We start from the raw sequence: 17,200 nt of genomic DNA, 5'->3' as shown, positions 1-17,200 counted from the left end.
GCCGTTCCCGCTGACATCGTCTCAGCCGACGGGCGCCGACGGCGTGATCTCCGGCGGATTCACCGGCCGCCGGGAGCGCCGTACGGCGATCAGGACGCCGACGGCAGCGACCGGCACGACCACGCCGGCCACGGCGAGCAGCCAGGCCGGGACCCCGGCGACCTCGCGCAGCCGGTCGTCGTAGATCACCTGCTGGACCGGGGTGTCGGCGGCGGCCCGGCGCAGCTCGTGGTCGCCGGAGATGCGGGCGGGCTCGGGAAACCGCTGGGTCAGGGCGGTCAGGTACGGCGTGCCGGCGGTCAGCTCGCCGAGGGCGCCGCCGTGTGCGCGGACTCGGCCCGCGAAGACCACGCTGGGCGTGAGGCCGCCGATCGTGGTGCGGGTCTCCATGCGGTGGGCGGCCAGGACGTACAGGCCGAGTGACTGCGGGGTGCGGGCCAGGCGGGAGAGCCGCATCGGGTACACCGGGCGGTCGGCGGAGAAGGTGAGGTGGATGGGGTCCAGCGCGCCGTGCAGCGCGGTGTCCGGGGCGTCCGGGGCGAGGCGGACGGCCACGTACTCCCAGTGCCGGTCGACGTACGGCTGCAGGGCCGTCCGCAGGCGGGCGGACAGGGAGAAGCCGTGGGTGTGCAGCCAGTCGCCGAGGGCGGCCGGGTCGGTGGCGGTCAGCCGGGCCACGTCGAAGGGGCCGAGCCGCTGGCGGCCGATCACGCCCACGCCGCCGGCGGCGGGGGGTGCGGCGCCGTCGGCGGAGATGCCGTGATCGTCGAAGGGCCAGTCGCCGTTCTCCGGCCAGAAGTGGTACCGGGTGCGGTGGACGGGCTGGATGGCCCCGGCCAGCTGGTCGAAGAGGGCGGGGTCGCCGAGGCGTACGGTCGCCCGGTGCGGGACGGGCATGATCCAGGCGGCGTGCCGCGCGTCGCCGTTCACCGTCAGCCGCATCACGATCTGCTCCTGGCGGCCGTCCCACCGCAGCACGGACTGCTCCTGTGCGACGGATATCTCTCTCGCCGGATCCGGCACCATCGCCCCGCACCCACAGGCGTAGGCCGGGGCGATGAGCCAGCTCAGCTGAATACTCAGGAGAGCGAGGACCAGGGTGACGATGCGGGCGCGGGGTTGTTTCACAAGGGCAACAGACGGCGCTGCCCTTGTGATCGGTTCCGGTGCCGCCGCTGGACACGTCGGGGCGCTGCCCGCTCCCCAGGGGCGCGGGGAACTGCGCGACCAGCCACAGTGCACCCGCACCCGGGATACGGCAGCACCCCCACGGCGCCTACCGCTGTTCCACCGCCGGAGCGGAACCCGGCAACGGCCGCCCCGCACACTCGGACATCCGCCACACCGCGAAACCGCCCACGACAGCCGCCGCCATCATGTAGTACGCGGGCATCATCATGTTCCCGGTCGCCCCGATCAGCGCCGTGACCACCAGCGGAGTCGTCCCGCCGAACAGCGACACCGACACGTTGAACCCGATGGACAGGGACCCGTACCGCACCCGCGTGGGGAACAGGGCGGGCAGCGCGGCCGGCATGGCCGCCGTGAAGCAGACCAGCAGCAGACCCAGCGCGCCCATCCCCAGCGCCACGGCGAGCAGGCTGCCCTGGCGGATCAGCAGCAGGGCCGGGACGGAGAGGAACAGGAAGCCCGCGCAGCCCGCCGCGATCACCGGGCGGCGGCCGACCCGGTCGGTCAGGGCGCCCGCGAACGGCTGGACGACCATCATCAGGGCCATCACACCCAGCACGACCAGCAGCCCGTGCGTCTCGTCGTACTTCAGCTCACTGGTGAGGTAGCTCGGCATGTACGACAGCAGCATGTAGTCGGTGACGTTGAAGACCAGCACCAGGCCCATGCACAGCAGCAGCGCCTTCCACTGCCCCGCGACCATCTCGCGCAGCGGCACCTTCGGCCGGGCGGCCTCCGCCTTCTCCACCTCGGCCGCGAACGCCGGGGTCTCCTCGAGACGCATCCGCAGGTACAGGCCGATGATGCCCATCGGACCGGCGACGAGGAACGGGATCCGCCAGCCCCACGACACCAGGTCGTGCGAGGACAGCAGCGCGGTCATCAGGGTGACCAGGCCCGCGCCGCCGATGTAGCCCGCCAGCGTGCCGAACTCCAGCCAGCTGCCGAAGAACCCGCGCTTCTTGTCGGGGGCGTACTCGGCGATGAAGGTCGACGCGCCGGCGTACTCGCCGCCGGTGGAGAAGCCCTGCACCAGCCGGGCGGCCAGCAGGAGCAGCGGCGCGCCCACGCCGATCGAGGCGTACGACGGGATCAGGCCGATCGCGAACGTGCCCGCCGCCATCATGATCATCGTGAGGGCGAGCACCTTCTGACGGCCCACGCGGTCGCCCAGCGGACCGAAGACCATGCCACCGAGCGGCCGGACCAGGAAGGCCGCCGCGAAGGCGCCGAAGGTCGACAGCAGCTGCGCGGTCGGGTTGCCGGAGGGGAAGAAGACCTTGCCCAGGGTGACCGCGATGTAGCTGTAGACACCGAAGTCGAACCACTCCATCGCGTTGCCGAGCGCGGCCGCCTTCACGGCGCGCTTGACCAGCGCGGGGTCGGTGACGGTGACGTCACGGGCCGTGGAGGCCCGCCGGGTCTTCACGAGGGACGGGGAGACGGCTGTGGCGGTCGCCAAAACGGGGCTCGCCTACCTTTCGACGGGGACAGGGACGCGGTCCGCACGGCGGCACTGCCGGAATTCGGGCCGAAAAGTGACCATAGGCGGACTTGGGCACCTTACGTCACGTATGCGGTTAACTGCATACTGCAGCTAAACGGCGCATACGCAGGTACGTCTGCCCGCTCGTAACCAGCCATTCCGGTCCCGTGCTGTGATCCTTCTCGCGCCCCGCACGGGCAACCGCCCATGCCCCCGACTATCGTCTTCCGGACAAAAGGAGAACGGACGTCAGGTGAAGCGTTGGTTTCCCGCGTCCTTCTCCCGGGGGGCTGAGCCCCTCATAGGGTGCTCAGAGGAATCCGGTGTGACCGGCGCCGGGACCGAACGGGGCGGGAGGCCGACGAGGCGTGGCGAACGTGGAGCACAGCGGGGGAGCGGCGGACACCTTCGGCAGGGCCCCGGCCGAGGCGGGGCTGCGCGCGGCCCGGCTCGCCCTGTGGGCGGTCGCCGCGATCCTCGCGATACGGCAGCTGACCGTCGTCCTCACCACGCCGAGCGGCGAGCGGCTGACCGACCTGGAGACCTGGGTGGGCCCCCACGGCGTGCTGCACGTGAACGGCTCGATCTACGACTCGACCCGGTTCACCGGCACGCCCTTCGGCGGCCTGGTCCTCAAGCCCCTCACGCGCTCCGCTCAAGCCGCGCTCGGCTGGGGCTGGACCTTCGGCACCCTGCTGCTGGTCGTCGCCCTCGGCCTGGTGGCGGCCCGCGCGCTGCCCCAGCCGATCGGCCGCCGCACCTCCCTGCTGGCCGCACCGGTCGCGATCAGCCTGCTCATGCTGTCGCTGCCCGTCCGCAACGCCCTGTGGCTCGGCCAGACCAGCATCATCCCGGTCCTGCTCGTCCTGCTCGGCTGCTTCACCGTACGCGGCGAACGCGGGAGCGGGCTGTGCATAGGCCTGGCCGCCGCTCTGCAGCCGACCATGCTGCTCTTCGCCCCGCTGCTGTGGTTCACCGGCCGCCGCCGGGCCACCGCCGCCACGGCCGGCACCTTCGCCGCCTGCACCGCGCTCGCCTGGGCGGCGCTGCCGCACGACTCGTACACGTACTGGGTGCACCACATGGCCGGGGTGGGCCTCGGCGGCAAGGCGCACGCCCTCGGCAACCAGTCCCTGCACGGAGCCCTGCTCCGCCTGGGCGTGATCGGCCCGCTGGAGATCGGCCTCTTCCTGGTGCTGAGCGCCGCCGTCGCCGCGCTCGCCCTGCGCCGCGCCGTCCGCTACGCGCACGACGGCCAGCTGCTGCTCGCCGTGGCCGTCACCGGCTGCGCCGTCGTCGCGGTGTCCCCCACCGCCTGGCAGTACCAGGTGCTGTGGGTGCTGCTCGCGATGGTCGGCCGGGTCGGCGTTCGGGCCTCCGGCCGCTACGCCTGGCCGGTCGCGATGATCCTGGTGACCACCCTGCCGGCGAAGATGATGCTGCCGAACATGGCGGTGATGCACCCGCTGCGCGACAACCTCGTCCTGCTCGCGGCGCTGGCCGCCGCCACGGCGGTGCCGTTCCTGTCGCGGACGTCCCCCCACTACCAGCGGCCGGTCCCGGCGGAGTACGCGCCGCCGGTCCCGGCCCGCTTCCGCCGCATCCCCCTGCTCCCCTTCCTCCGCCGCGTCCTCACCCGCCCGAACCTGCTCCTGGAGCTGCTGCTCATCCGGGTCGTGTACGCCGCCTACCAGCAGGTCCGCCTGGCCGCGACCGGCGGCACCGTCTCCGGCGGCCGGGCGCGGGCCGAGCACCACGGCCACATCGTCCTCGACGTCGAACGGTTCCTCCACATCGACGTCGAGCACTGGGCCAACCACACCGTCGTGAAGATCGGCTGGCTGCGGGACTTCTTCGACTTCTACTACGAGTCCTTCCACTTCGTGGTGCCCCTGACGGTCCTCGCCGTCCTCTACTGGCGCCGCCCCGTCGACTACCGCTGGGCCCGCGCCTCCCTCGGCTTCGCCACCTTCCTCGCCCTCATCGGCTTCTGGCTCTTCCCGCTGGCCCCGCCGCGCCTGATGCCGGGGCTCGGCATGATCGACACCGTCCACGGCGTCCAGGACTTCTCCAAACCGGACTACGGCACCCTGACCGCGCTCACCAACCAGTACGCGGCGATGCCGTCGCTGCACTTCGGCTGGGCCCTGTGGTGCGGCGTGGTCATCGCGGTCATCGCCCCGAGGTGGTGGATGAAGGCCCTCGGCCTCCTGCACCCCCTCTTGACCGTCTCGGCCATCGTCGCCACCGGCAACCACTGGGTGCTGGACGCGGTCGGCGGCGCGGCGGTGGTGAGCGCCGGCTTCGGCCTGTCGTACGTGTTCCAGGGCCCGCGGGCCCGTGCGGAAAGGGAACCGATGCCGGTGCTCGTGCCGCTGCGCTCAGGCGACCCCGCACTCGAACCAGACCGACTTGCCGGCCCCGGCCGGTGACACGCCCCACTTGTCGACCACGGCGTCCAGCAGGACGAGGCCCCGGCCGCCCTCCGACTCCTGTTCCAAGCCCCTTCCGGCTACGGGCAGTTGACCGAAACCGTCGGTCACCTCGGCCCGTACGCCCGCCGTCTGCCGCGCGAGCAGCACGGTGCAGCGGCGATCCGGTACGTGCCGTACGACGTTGGTGACCAGCTCGCTCATGCCCAGCTCCACGGCGAACGTCAGCTCCGTCAGCTCCCACTCCCGGAGCAGCGAGCGGACGATACGGCGGATGTGGCGGACCGAGTGCTCTCCGACGGTGAGGTTCATGCGGTACTGGGTGGTGTGGGGAATGTTGAGGTTCACAGGACGAGGCTGACCTCGGATCACTACGGTGGGCTACAGGTTGAACACAACGGGTCCGAGAGGGGACTTGGCATGGTGAACATCAACACCCTCGACCCGAGCGCCTCACCGCTCGACTACTACGGCTTCGAGCTGCGTCGCTTCCGAGAGGCGGCGGGACTCACGCAGAAGCAGCTCGGGGACATCATCAACTACACGGGGTCGATGGTGGGCCAGGTGGAGACGGCACGGAAGCTGCCGACGCTCGACTTCAGCCAGCGGGCGGACGCGGCGCTGTGCACGGGCGGGTTACTGACGCGGCTCCATCCCCTGGTGATGCGGAGTCAGCTTCCGGCTTGGTTTCAGCAGGTGGCCGAGCTGGAGGTGCGGGCGACGGAGATCTGTACGTTCCAGACCCAGTTGATTCACGGTTTGCTGCAGTCCCCGTCCTATGTCCGTGCAGTGCTCGGCGTGCTGGACCGGGACAAACTCGCGGATCGCGTGGCGGTTCGGCTCGCTCGCCAGCGCGTATTTGAGAAGGAAGAGCCACCGGTCTTCTGGACGGTCCTCAACGAGGCCGCGCTGCACCAGGAGATCGGCGGCCACGAGGTCATGCGCGAGCAACTGGCCTACCTCTTGACTTTCGAGGACGACCCCTGGATCAACGTGCAGATCTTGCCGTATTCGGCTGGGGAGCACCCTGGACTCCAGGGCTCGTTCACCGTCTTCCGCTTTGTCGGCGACCCGAGCATCGTCTACACCGAGGGGTACGGCAGCGGGCATACGACCGCGAACCCGGACACCGTCAAGGACTGCTCGCTCCGTTACGATCATCTTCGAGCCGCCGCGCTCTCGATCAAGGACTCGGCGGGGCTCATCCGACAAGTGATGGAGGACCGCTATGGAGAGCAACTGGCGTAAGTCCAGCTACAGCGGAGACCAGGGTGGCGAATGCGTGGAGATAGCCGAAGCCCCCACCACCATCGCGATCCGCGACTCAAAGACCCCGGCGGGACCGATCCTCACCCTCGATCCCGCCAGCTTCACCACCTTCGTGAACTGGGCCTCTACAACCGCTGAATGATCGTCCCCGTGGCCAGCCCACCGCCCGCGCACATGGTGATCAGCGCGAACTCCTTGTCCGCGCGCTCCAGTTCGTGCAGGGCGGTGGTGATCAGGCGGGCGCCTGTCGCCCCCACCGGGTGACCCAACGCGATCGCACCGCCGTTGACGTTGACCTTGTCCAGGTCCTGTTCGAAGACCTGGGCCCAGCTCAGCACCACGGACGCGAAGGCCTCGTTGATCTCGACCAGGTCGATGTCCTTCAGGGACATCCCGGCCTTGCCCAGCACCGCGCGCGTCGCGTCGATCGGGCCGTCGAGGTGGAAGTGCGGGTTGGCGCCCACCAGCGCCTGGGCGACGATCCGCGCCCGGGGCTTCAACCTCAGCGCCCTGGCCATCCGCTTCGACGCCCACATGATGGCCGCCGCCCCGTCCGAGATCTGCGACGAGTTGCCCGCCGTGTGGACGGCCGTCGGCATCACCGGCTTCAGGCCGGCCAGCGCCTCCATGGACGTGTCGCGCAGTCCCTCGTCCTTGTCGACCAGGCGCCACATGCCCTGACCGGCGTACTGCTCCTCCTCGGTGGTCGGCACCTGCACGGCGAACGTCTCGCGCTTGAAGCGTTCCTCGGCCCAGGCCAGCGCCGCCCGCTCCTGCGAGCGCACACCCAGCGCGTCGACGTTCTCCCTCGTCAGGCCCCGGTGGCGCGCGATGCGTTCGGCCGCCTCGAACTGGTTCGGCAGGTCCACGTTCCACTCGTCCGGGAACGGCTTGCCGGGGCCGTGCTTCGAGCCCGAACCCAGCGGGACCCGGCTCATCGCCTCGACACCGCAGCTGATCCCGACGTCGATCACGCCCCCGGCGATCATGTTGGCCACCATGTGCGAGGCCTGCTGGGAGGAGCCGCACTGGCAGTCGACCGTCGTCGCCGCCGTCTCGTACGGCAGCCCCATGGTCAGCCAGGCCGTGCGCGCGGGGTTCATGGACTGTTCGCCAGCGTGGGTGACCGTGCCGCCGACGATCTGCTCGACCGCGTCGGCGGGGATGCCGGTGCGGCCGAGGAGTTCACGGTAGGTCTCGCCCAGGAGATAGGCGGGGTGCAGGTTGGCGAGCGCGCCGCCGCGCTTGCCGATCGGGGTGCGTACGGCTTCGACGATCACGGGTTCGGCGGCCATGGGTGCGGGTCCTCTCCGAGAGGGCTCTCCTCCAGAACTAGTACGCGTTCTAGTTCTGTCCAGCAGTCTGCTGACGTGATGTCCATCACCGCAAGGGTCTTGCAGGTGCCGGAGTCGCGATCTGCACGAATTCCGCACGGATTGGGCCTGCCGTACCCCTTGCGACTTGTAGAACCCGTTACTACCTTCACGGCACCCGCTGATGGGCCGTCAGAACGGACTGAGACCGGACGACGGGAGTCGCCGATGCACTGCCCCGCGCTGCCCGACGGGTTCGACTTCACCGACCCCGACCTGCTGCACCACCGTGTGCCCCTCCCGGAGTTCGCCGAGCTGCGCCGCGCCGAGCCGGTCCGCTGGATCCCGCAGCCGCACGGCCTCGCGGGCTTCGCCGACGAGGGCTACTGGGCCGTGACCCGGCACGCGGACGTCCGGTACGTCTCCACGCACCCGGAGCTCTTCTCCTCCACCGTCAACACCGCGATCATCCGCTTCAACGAGCACATCGAGCGCGACGCGATCGACGCACAGCGGCTGATCCTGCTCAACATGGATCCTCCGGAACATACGCGGGTGCGGCAGATCGTGCAGCGCGGCTTCACGCCACGTTCCATCCGTGCCCTGGAGGAGCGGCTCCGGGCGCGTGCGGGGGCGATCGTCGAGAGTGCCCGCGCGCGCTCCGGGCCCTTCGACTTCGTCACCGAGGTCGCCTGCGAACTGCCCCTGCAGGCCATCGCCGAGCTGATCGGCGTACCCCAGGAGGACCGGTCCAAGATCTTCGACTGGTCCAACAAGATGATCGCCTACGACGATCCCGAGTACGCCATCACCGAGGAGGTCGGCGCCCAGTCGGCCGCCGAGATCATCGCCTACGCCATGAACATGGCCGCCGAGCGGAAGCAGTGCCCCGCCCACGACATCGTCACCACGCTCGTCGCGGCGGAGGACGAGGGCAACCTGAACTCCGACGAGTTCGGCTTCTTCGTGCTGATGCTGGCGGTGGCCGGGAACGAGACCACCCGCAACGCCATCACCCACGGGATGCACGCGTTCCTGACCCATCCCGAGCAGTGGGAGCTGTTCAAGCGGGAGCGGCCGGGCACGACGGCCGAGGAGATCGTGCGCTGGGCGACCCCGGTCAACGCCTTCCAGCGGACGGCCACCCAGGACACCGACCTGGGCGGCGCCCGGATCAGGAAGGGCGACCGGGTCGGGCTGTTCTACGCCTCCGCCAACCACGATCCGGAGGTCTTCACCGACCCCGACGCCTTCGACATCACCCGTGACCCCAACCCCCACCTCGGCTTCGGCGGGGGCGGGCCGCACTACTGCCTCGGCAAGTCCCTGGCGATCCTGGAGATCGACCTGATCTTCAACGCGATCGCCGACGCGATGCCCGGCCTGCGGCCCGCCGACGAACCCCGGCGGCTGCGCTCGGCCTGGATCAACGGGGTCAAGGAACTCCAGGTCACCACCGGCTGAACCCCCATGGGTCGGCCCACCCCGAGGGAGGCAGGAGCACCCCTACCCCAACGCCCCGTTCCTGCCTCCCCCGAGGTCGGCAGGGTGACTCCCTCGTCATACGACCACGTCGGCATGTCTTTGGCGGCAGGGCCGGACATGCGCGCGCACCCCCGCCCGTCGAGGGGCGAGGGTGCGCGTGTGTGCCGGGGGGCGGCTACCGAGTGGCTCAGTACCAGCCGTTGGCCTGCCAGAAGCTCCAGGCCTTCAGCGGGCTGCCGTAGCGGGAGTTCATGTAGTCCAGGCCCCACTTGATCTGGGTGGCCGGGTTGGTCTTCCAGTCGGAACCGGCGGAGGACATCTTGGAGCCCGGCAGGGCCTGGACCAGGCCGTAGGCGCCGGAGGAGCTGTTGGTGGCGCTCGGGTTCCAGCCGCTCTCGTGCGAGACGATCTTGCTGAAGGCGTTGAACTGCGCGGCGTCCGGGATCATCTTGTGCGCGATCGCCTGGGCGGAGGAGGCCGAGGTGGGGGCGGCCTGTGCGGGCGCCGCGCTCAGAGCCATGCCGGCGGTGGCGGCGGCCACGGCGGCGACGGTGAGGGCCTTCTTCGGGGAAGCGATGCGGCGGATGAAGGAGACGGACACGGAGTACCTCTTGCGTCGGGGACAGGGGATCGCCCGCATGGGACGGACCACGCGATGTGGCCTCATGCGTCGGCGCCGCGCCCCCGGGGGGACTGTGGCGCCTGGCGACGTCGTCCAGAGAAGCAGCCCGGAAAGCCGTCCGCAATGACCCCTTTTACTAGTTGTGGCCGGATGGGCGGGAAAGGTCGGCTCTGTGACGTGGGTCGCAAAGCGCAGGTCAGCGGGGGTGTCCGAAGGGATGTATCGGACATTTGTCGCTACGGCCCCGAATCGTAGGTGACGTGCGTCATGTGGGGTGCTTCACCGTCTCGCTCACGACCTGGATACGGCGCCTCACCCAGCGGCACCGTCCGCTGTGCCGCCCGTCACGCGGCGGGGTCGTCGAATGTGACCGCGGTCTCGAAAGCGGCCCGCCGCGTGGCCCGGCGCAGCGCGCGCAGCACGGCAGGGCCGAGGACGAGGGTCAGCACCACCGTGCACAGGGCCCGGCCCAGGTCCCAGCCGAGCGAGGTGGCCAGGCAGTAGGCCACGAAACGGGCCAGGTTGGCGGGGACGGAGGCATGGGCGCCGAAGGAGATGTTCGAGGCGGCACCGCCCATGAACGGCCACCCGGCCAGATTCATGACCGTGCCGTAGGCGAAGGCGGCGAGGAAGCCGTAGACCGCGAGGAGCAGCAGTTCGGCCCGGCCCCGCAGCCGGACCGGGCCCGGCAGCAGCCCGGCGCCCATCGTGAACCAGCCCATCGACAGCATCTGGAACGGCAGCCACGGTCCGACCCCGCCCGTGAGCAGGGCGGACGCGAACATCGTCACCGAGCCCAGGGTGAACCCGAAGCCGGGGCCCAGCACCCGCCCGCTGAGCACCATCAGGAAGAACATCGGCTCGATCCCCGCCGTACCCGCGCCGATCGGCCGCAGCGCGGCCCCCGTCGCGGCCAGCACGCCCAGCATGGCCACGGCCTTCGGCCCGAGATCCGACTCCGAGATCGTCGCCCCCACGACCGCGACCAGCAGGACGAGCAGGCCCGCGAAGAGCCAGGGCGCGTCCTGGGCGTGGGCGCTCAGCTGCGAGGTGGGCGGAGCGAGGAAGGGCCAGCCGAAGGCGACCACACCGACCGCGCTGACCAGGGCCAGCGCGGCGAGCGAGCGGGGGCCGAGACGGACGGCGTGCAGCCGCGCGGCGCTCGGGGCCCTCATGCCAGGGCCTTGCGTACTTCGGCGACGGTGAGCCACTGCTGCGGGGCGAGGATCTTCGTCACCTGCGGGGCGAAGGACGGCGAGGAGACGACGATCTGCGCCGTCGGCCCGTCGGCGATGACCTCCCCCTCCGCCAGCAGCACCACCCGGTGCGCGAGCTCGGCCGCCAGCTCCACGTCATGCGTGGCCAGCACGATCGCGTGGCCCTCGGCGGCCAGGCCGCGCAGCACGGCCACCAGGCGGGCCTTGGCCGCGTAGTCCAGGCCGCGGGTCGGCTCGTCGAGCAGGAGGAGGGGCGGGCGGGCGGTCAGCACGACGGCCAGGGCGAGCGCCAGGCACTGCCCCTCGGACAGATCGCGGGGGTGGGTGTCGTCCGTGATGCCCGGCAACAGCTCCGACACCAGCGCCCGGCAGGTCCCCGGCCCGGCTCCCGCGTCCCGGTCGGCCGCCGCGCACTCGTCGGCGACCGTGTCGGCGTAGAGGAGGTCCCGCGGTTCCTGGGGGACCAGGCCGACGCGGCGTACGAGGTCGGGGGGTGCGGTGCGGTGGGGTTCGACCCCGCCGACCCGCACGTTTCCGGCACTGGGCGCCACCAGTCCGACGAGCGAGCCGAGGAGGGTGGACTTGCCGGCGCCGTTGCGGCCCATGAGCGCGATGGTCTCGCCGGGGGCGACGGTGAGGTCCACGCGCCGCAGGGCGTCGATGCGGGCCCGCCGCACGGAGAGGGAGCGGACCTCGGCGGTGTGCGGTTGCGGGGTTTTTGGGGTGGGGGCGGGACGGCGCCGGAACCGGAGTCGGCGCCCCGTGCCAGGGCCGTCCGCGGCTACGGGGGCCGCGCCCCGGGGCGCGGGCAACTGCGCGACCAGCCCCGACGCACCCGCAGGTGCGGACGTGACCAGGCGTTCCCTCAGGCCGGCGGCGTGACGGCGGGCGTCCCGGACGGTCAGGGGGAGCGGCGACCAGCCCGCCAGGCGGCCCAGGCCCACCACCGGGGGGTACACCGGCGACACCGCCATCACCTCGGGCAGGGAACCGACGACCGGGGCCTCGCCGCGACCGGGCAGGAGGACGGCTCGGTCGGCGTAGTGGATCACGCGTTCCAGGCGGTGCTCGGCCATCAGGATCGTCGTGCCGAGGTCGTGGACCAGGCGCTGGAGCACCGCCAGGACCTCCTCCGCCGCGGCCGGGTCCAGGGCCGAGGTCGGCTCGTCCAGGACCAGCACCCGCGGGTGCGGGGTGAGGACCGAGCCGATCGCGACCCGCTGCCGCTGGCCACCGGAGAGGGTGGCGATCGGGCGGTCGCGCAGTCCGGCCAGCCCCAGCAGGTCGAGGGTCTCCTCGACCCGGCGCCGCATGACCTCCGGGGCGAGGCCCAACGACTCCATGCCGTAGGCGAGTTCCTCCTCCACGGTGTCGGTCACGAAGTGGGCGAGCGGGTCCTGGCCCACCGTGCCGACCACGTCGGCGAGTTCACGCGGCTTGTGGGTACGGGTGTCCCGGCCCGCCACCGTGACGCGGCCGCGCAGGGTGCCGCCGGTGAAGTGCGGCACGAGACCGCTCACCGCGCCGAGCACGGTCGACTTGCCGACCCCGGAGGGGCCGACGAGCAGCACGAGTTCGCCCTCCGGCACCTCGAAGTCGACGCCCCGCACAGCGGGTCCGGCCGCACCGTCGTACATCACGCTGACATCCTCGAAGCGGATCACGACGGCTCCCTGGGGTCCTTGGGTACGACGAAGGCGGGCAGAAGGGCGAGGAGGATCGCCGCGGCGGGCCACAGGGGCAGGGTGGGGGCGACGAGGGGCACGACACCCGGGTGCAGCGCCTCCGGGTCGCGGGCGGAGGCCAGGCTGAGCAGCGCGGCGACCACGGCGCCCGAGCCGGTGACCAGCCAGGCCCGTACGTCCCACGGGTCCGGGCGGTACCGGGTGCGCGGCGAACGCCGGCCGCCGAGCCGCAGCCCCGCGAGGGCCGCGCCGACACCGGCGAGCAGCAACGGGACGCCGTACGCGCCGCCCTCCGCGGTGAGCAGTCCGTACGTTCCCGCGCACACGCCGAGCAGTCCGCCGAGGGTGAGCGCGGCCGTCGTACGGCGGATCCGGGCGGGAACCTCGACGGTACGGCCGTAGCCGCGGGCCTCCATCGCCGCAGCGAGCGCGACCGAGCGCTCCAACGCGCCCTCCAGCACCGGCAGTCCGACCTGGAGCAGGCCGCGCAGCCCCCGGTCCGGACGGCCCCGCAGGCGGCGGGCGGCGCGCAGACGCCGGACGTCGGCGATGAGGTGCGGGGCGAAGGTGAGGGCGACGACCACGGCGACGCCGGTCTCGTACAGCGCGCCGGGGAGGGACTTGAGCAGGCGGGTGGGGCCGGCGAGCGCGTTCGCCGCGCCGACGCAGACCAGGAGGGCGGCCAGCCTCAGCCCGTCGTAGGCGGCGAAGACGAGCGCCTCCGCCGTGACCCTTCCGCCCAGACGGATGCCCTGCGCCCAGTGGGGGAGGGGGACCTCGGGGAGGGTGACGAGGGTGTGGGTGCCGGGGATGGGGGAGCCCAGCGCCACCGCGAAGACGACGCGGACGAGGAGCACGGCGAGGGCGAGTTTGGCGAAGGCCGTGTAGGCGTGGGCGGTGGGGGCGCCGGTGGTGCTGCGGTGCGTCGCGACGACGTAGGCGGAGGCGGATATGAGCAGGGCGAGGAGGAGGGGGTTGGTGGTGCGGGTGGCGGCGGTACCGAGACTCAACGCCCAGAGCCACCAGGCACCGGGATGAACGGCACTTCGCAGTGTGCGGTGCTGCGGTTCCCCAGGAGCGCGGGGAACTGCGCGACCAGCCACATCCGGCCCGCAGTCATCCCGAGACATTGCGCCGCCGTCGGAACTGCCACACCGCCGCGCCTCCCAGGAGGACGACCGCCCCCGCACCGACCGGCAACCCCAGAGAAGGCCCGCTGTCCGAGCCGCTCTTCCGGCCGGAGGCCACCTGTTCCCCGCACCCCTTCTTCGGATACCCCGCGATCGCGCACAGCAGGGCGTTGGTGTCGTAGCGCAGGGGCGGGGCGACGGCCGCCAGGGCGTCGGCGGTCGTCGCGTCGGGCGACACGCGGGCGCACGCCGTACGGCGGGCCGGCGGTGTCTCGCCGGACGGCGCGTCCGCGGGGGTGCCGAAGTCGAGGACCAGAGCCACCCGTTTCGTACCGGACCTGGCGGGGGTGCCCGAACAGATCGTGCCGAAGTCCGCCGCCCCGCGCGGCCGGCTCGCGTCCGCCGAGTCCGCGCTCACCGCGAAGCGGAAGCCCTCCACGGCACCGTCGTCGGGACGGGCGGTCGACGGGCCCTGCGTGGCATACGCCCAGTGCCCGCCCGACCGCTCCCAGAAGGACCAGTAGCGGTAACCGGTGGCGTGCGCCTGCCCCGCCCCGGCCAGCAGGACCAGCGCGGCGCACAGCAGGCTCGCGGCGCGGCGGACGGCCCTCACGGCTGCCGCTTCTTCCGGCCGCTGAGCAGGAAGCCGACGCCGATGCCCGCGACGAGGCAGACGCCGACGAACCACCAGACGCCGAGGCCCGACCCGCTGCCGGACCTCTCGGCCTTCTTCGTCTCGTGCGCGGCGGAGTCCATGGCCGGTGCCGGGCCGAGCTCGTTGAGGGACCGGACCAGGCTGGTGCCGCCGAAGTCACCGGGCTGGGCGCCGACCGCGTGCGCGGCGAGGATCAGCTGGGCGTACGCCGCCGGACCGCTCTGCGCCGCCCAGTTCCCGGCGTTCTTCTCCAGCCAGTCGTACGCCGTCTTCGCCTGCTCGGTCCGGCCGTCCGCGGCGAGCGCGACCACCGCGTCCGCGGTGTTGCCGAAGTCCGGCTGGTCCTTGGCGCCGGGCAGCGCGGACTGCAGGTGCCCCGTCCTGCCCACGGCCGCGGCCAGATAGGCGCCGGCGTTGTCGGCGACCTGGGCCGGGGTGGGACGGCCGGCCTTGGCGCACGCGTTGTGCGCGGGCGCCCTGCCGGCCTGGGCCACGAACCCCTTGCCGAGGGCGCCGAGCACCCCGGCCGCCGTGGCGTCCGCGTTGGCGGCCGGCTTGCCCTTCTTGTCCGGCTGGTAGGCGAGGGCGCCGCCGCCGTCCTGGTCGCAGGGGAGGGCCATGGCGGCGAGGAGGTCGTAGGGGGACTTGCCCGCCTTGCCGGCGCTCGCCGGATCCATGCCCGTCGCCGCGAGCGCGCCGATGACGACGGAGGTTGAGTTGGTGTCGCTGGCCCCGCCGGGCGAGTAGCCCCAGCCGCCGTCCTTGTTCTGCACGGACTTCAGCCAGGTCACCGCCTTGCCGACGGCGTCGTCGTGCCCGCCGGCCGCCTTCAGGGCCTGGACGGCCGCGGCCGTGCTGTTGGTGTCCACCATGACCTTGCCGTCGCAGGCCTTGGCGGGGGCGGCGCGGAACGCGGCGAAGGCGCCGCTCGCGCACTGCTGGCCGGCGAGCCAGTCCACGGCCTGCGCCGCCGGCCGGTAGCCGAGGGTCCGCTGGGCGATGAGCGTCAGCGACTGACGCCACACGCCGTCGTAGGTCGGGTCGGACTTTCCGTACAGCCCGGACGGGATCGCGACCTTGGGAGAGGGGGACGGGGACTGCCCGGCGGCCGTGGCGGGCGCGGCGGCGGCCAGCACGCCTATGGCGGCGAGAGCCGCGGCACTGCGGCGGACGTTCATGGTCGGCGACTGCCTCTCCTGCGGGGAGCCGGGCAGCGCACGGGAGACACCCCGGGCGGCTCGGCTCCGTAAACCTCGACGGTGCCGTGCGCGGCGGACCGCCGACGCACGCGAGCCGGTCAACGTCCCGCCCGGGGCGGTCCGGCTCACCGCCGAATGGCGGCTCACGGATGGGGGTGCCCCCGGCTCGAGCGAAGCCGAGAGTTGGGGGAGGGTCAGCGCCGGAATTGCACCGGCTTCCCCCCGTACGGGTGTGATGACGACGCCGCCACTTTACCGGCCGTCCAGAGCGCGCTGAGGAGTGGCTGTGCACACGGTGGTGCGGTGACTAGGGTCACGGTCGTGGCGGAAACGGGGAGACTGCTGGGCGCGGGCCGCTCGGCCGACGTGTACGAGATCGACGACGCCTGGGTGCTGCGCCGCGACCGGGACGGCTGGGGGGACGCGGCCGCCGAGGGCGCCGTGATGGCGTACGTCCGGCAACACGGCTATCCGGCACCCCGGGTACGGCCCACCGGCTCACGCACCGACCTGGTGCTGGAACGACTGTCCGGCCCGACCCTGCTGACCGCCCTCACCGAGGGGCGGGCCGACGTGGCGGAGGCGGGCACCCTGTTGGCGTCCCTGCTGCGGCAACTGCACGCCGTACCGGGCCGGGACCCGGCCGACCCGCGAGCCCGCGTGCTCCACCTCGACCTGCACCCCGACAACGTGATGCTCACCCCCGACGGCCCCCGCGTGATCGACTGGTCCAACACCGAGGACGGTCACCCCGGCCTGGACTGGGGCATGTCGGCGGTGATCCTCGCCCAGGTCGCCGTGGACGACACCCCGCTCGCCGGTCCGGCCCACGACATGCTCGCGGCCTTGCTGGCCGACCCGTCGGACCTCACGGAGGAGGGGCTGACTCAGGCGCGCAGGCGCAGGGCGGCCAATCCGACGATGACGGCCCGCGAGGTCGAACTCCTCGCGGACGCCGAGCAGTTGATACGCAGCGTGGCGCAGTGGCGCCCCATCCCCTAGCCGACCCTCGGGGTGTCGCCGCCGAAGGGCAGGTGCAGGGTGCGGGAGGCGATCAGCCACTTGCCGTCGACCCGGCGGAAGGTGTCCTCGTAGTGACCCACCTGGACGGGCGGCCCGGCGGGAACGGGGTCGCCTCCCTCGTATCCGTCGACGCGGTACGTCGCGAAGTACGAGGTGGCGCTCGCCGAGTCCGGGCCGGTGATCGTGACCAGCACATTGGACATCAGGCGGCGGGAGAGCCGGTCGGCGGGGCGGGAGCCGAAGTACGCGCGCAGCGCCTCCCGGCCCTCGATCCGGCGCCCGTCCCCCGGCGGAGGCCACTCCCAGACGCCGTCCTCGGTGAACAGGTCGGCCACGTCGGCCGGTTCACCCAGGTCGAGACGGCGGACGAAGTGCAGGATGACGTGTTCGCAGGCGTGCTGGGCGAGAAGTGCGTCGACGAGGTTCATGAGCCTGTGTAACAGGGCCGCCGCGCACGAGGCGAGTCATTTGGACCGCCAGGCCGCCAGGACCG

Annotated in this window: 16 protein-coding genes; 5 read left to right on the top strand and 11 right to left on the bottom strand. The window is 72.1% G+C overall.

What is annotated here, in order from left to right; genetic code table 11:
• Positions 1-21: 21 nt before the first annotated feature.
• Both LMU33_RS12530 and proP read right to left on the bottom strand, forming a co-directional pair.
• Positions 22-1,128 (bottom strand): DUF2330 domain-containing protein, encoded by a 1,107-nt coding sequence (locus tag LMU33_RS12530; protein ID WP_228620070.1) that lies wholly within the window; start codon positions 1,126-1,128, stop codon positions 22-24.
• A gap of 148 nt (positions 1,129-1,276) precedes the next feature.
• Positions 1,277-2,653, bottom strand: a complete 1,377-nt coding sequence (gene proP, locus LMU33_RS12525) for a glycine betaine/L-proline transporter ProP (protein WP_249813678.1) — start codon at positions 2,651-2,653, stop codon at positions 1,277-1,279.
• Between the two features lie 392 nt (positions 2,654-3,045).
• On the opposite strand from proP, the gene LMU33_RS12520 reads away from it, so the two are divergent.
• Entirely contained in the window at positions 3,046-5,109 is a 2,064-nt protein-coding gene (locus LMU33_RS12520) for a bifunctional glycosyltransferase 87/phosphatase PAP2 family protein (protein WP_228620068.1), read from the top strand.
• On the opposite strand, the gene LMU33_RS12515 is transcribed toward LMU33_RS12520, so the two are convergent.
• Complete coding sequence (locus tag LMU33_RS12515) at positions 5,059-5,421, bottom strand: ATP-binding protein (RefSeq protein WP_228620489.1); 363 nt, start codon at positions 5,419-5,421, stop codon at positions 5,059-5,061. The two genes, LMU33_RS12520 and LMU33_RS12515, sit on opposite strands and share 51 nt — an antisense overlap.
• Before the next feature lie 108 nt (positions 5,422-5,529).
• Here LMU33_RS12515 and LMU33_RS12510 point away from each other — a divergent pair, with 108 nt between their 5' ends.
• Together LMU33_RS12510 and LMU33_RS12505 are read left to right on the top strand one after the other, a co-directional pair.
• A complete protein-coding gene (locus LMU33_RS12510) occupies positions 5,530-6,357 on the top strand; it encodes a helix-turn-helix domain-containing protein (RefSeq protein WP_228620066.1) in 828 nt (275 codons plus the stop codon).
• Entirely contained in the window at positions 6,338-6,520 is a 183-nt protein-coding gene (locus tag LMU33_RS12505) for a DUF397 domain-containing protein (protein WP_228620065.1), read from the top strand. Before LMU33_RS12510 ends, LMU33_RS12505 begins: the two co-directional genes overlap by 20 nt.
• Here LMU33_RS12505 and LMU33_RS12500 read toward each other — a convergent pair.
• Positions 6,504-7,673, bottom strand: a complete 1,170-nt coding sequence (locus LMU33_RS12500) for a steroid 3-ketoacyl-CoA thiolase (RefSeq protein WP_228620063.1) — start codon at positions 7,671-7,673, stop codon at positions 6,504-6,506. The genes LMU33_RS12505 and LMU33_RS12500 overlap by 17 nt on opposite strands.
• A 246-nt stretch (positions 7,674-7,919) precedes the next feature.
• Here LMU33_RS12500 and LMU33_RS12495 point away from each other — a divergent pair, with 246 nt between their 5' ends.
• Positions 7,920-9,155: a cytochrome P450 gene (locus LMU33_RS12495; RefSeq protein ID WP_228620062.1), complete on the top strand. Its 1,236-nt coding sequence runs from the start codon at positions 7,920-7,922 to the stop codon at positions 9,153-9,155.
• A gap of 208 nt (positions 9,156-9,363) precedes the next feature.
• Here LMU33_RS12495 and LMU33_RS12490 read toward each other — a convergent pair whose 3' ends face one another.
• From LMU33_RS12490 to LMU33_RS12465, 6 genes are all read right to left on the bottom strand, one after another.
• Entirely contained in the window at positions 9,364-9,777 is a 414-nt protein-coding gene (locus LMU33_RS12490) for an aggregation-promoting factor C-terminal-like domain-containing protein (protein WP_228620060.1), read from the bottom strand.
• Positions 9,778-10,142: 365 nt separating this feature from the next.
• Positions 10,143-10,973 carry an ECF transporter S component gene (locus tag LMU33_RS12485; protein WP_228620058.1) on the bottom strand — a complete coding sequence of 277 codons (831 nt, stop codon included), beginning with the start codon at positions 10,971-10,973 and terminating at the stop codon, positions 10,143-10,145.
• On the bottom strand, positions 10,970-12,679 hold the full coding sequence (locus tag LMU33_RS12480; protein ID WP_228620057.1) for an ABC transporter ATP-binding protein: 1,710 nt from the start codon (positions 12,677-12,679) through the stop codon (positions 10,970-10,972). The genes LMU33_RS12485 and LMU33_RS12480 overlap by 4 nt, the downstream gene beginning before the upstream one ends.
• Entirely contained in the window at positions 12,676-13,830 is a 1,155-nt protein-coding gene (locus LMU33_RS12475) for a CbiQ family ECF transporter T component (RefSeq protein WP_372477935.1), read from the bottom strand. The genes LMU33_RS12480 and LMU33_RS12475 overlap by 4 nt, the downstream gene beginning before the upstream one ends.
• Entirely contained in the window at positions 13,817-14,443 is a 627-nt protein-coding gene (locus tag LMU33_RS12470) for an SCO2322 family protein (RefSeq protein WP_228620055.1), read from the bottom strand. Before LMU33_RS12470 ends, LMU33_RS12475 begins: the two co-directional genes overlap by 14 nt.
• Complete coding sequence (locus LMU33_RS12465) at positions 14,440-15,663, bottom strand: SCO2321 family membrane protein (RefSeq protein WP_228620054.1); 1,224 nt, start codon at positions 15,661-15,663, stop codon at positions 14,440-14,442. The genes LMU33_RS12470 and LMU33_RS12465 overlap by 4 nt, the downstream gene beginning before the upstream one ends.
• 324 nt (positions 15,664-15,987) lie before the next feature.
• Between LMU33_RS12465 and LMU33_RS12460 the strand changes: the two genes are divergently transcribed.
• The gene (locus LMU33_RS12460; protein WP_228620052.1) at positions 15,988-16,686 is read left to right on the top strand and encodes a phosphotransferase; all 699 of its coding nucleotides are present in this window, start codon (positions 15,988-15,990) and stop codon (positions 16,684-16,686) included.
• Here the strand turns inward: LMU33_RS12460 and LMU33_RS12455 are convergent.
• Complete coding sequence (locus tag LMU33_RS12455) at positions 16,683-17,135, bottom strand: nuclear transport factor 2 family protein (RefSeq protein WP_228620051.1); 453 nt, start codon at positions 17,133-17,135, stop codon at positions 16,683-16,685. The two genes, LMU33_RS12460 and LMU33_RS12455, sit on opposite strands and share 4 nt — an antisense overlap.
• Between the last annotated feature and the right edge of the window lie 65 nt (positions 17,136-17,200).

This window comes from Streptomyces barringtoniae (genome assembly GCF_020819595.1).
In the GTDB taxonomy this organism is placed as follows: Bacteria; Actinomycetota; Actinomycetes; order Streptomycetales; family Streptomycetaceae; genus Streptomyces; species Streptomyces barringtoniae.
The sequence above is the reverse complement of the archived record's forward strand: the minus strand, read 5'-3'. Positions and strand labels throughout refer to the sequence as shown.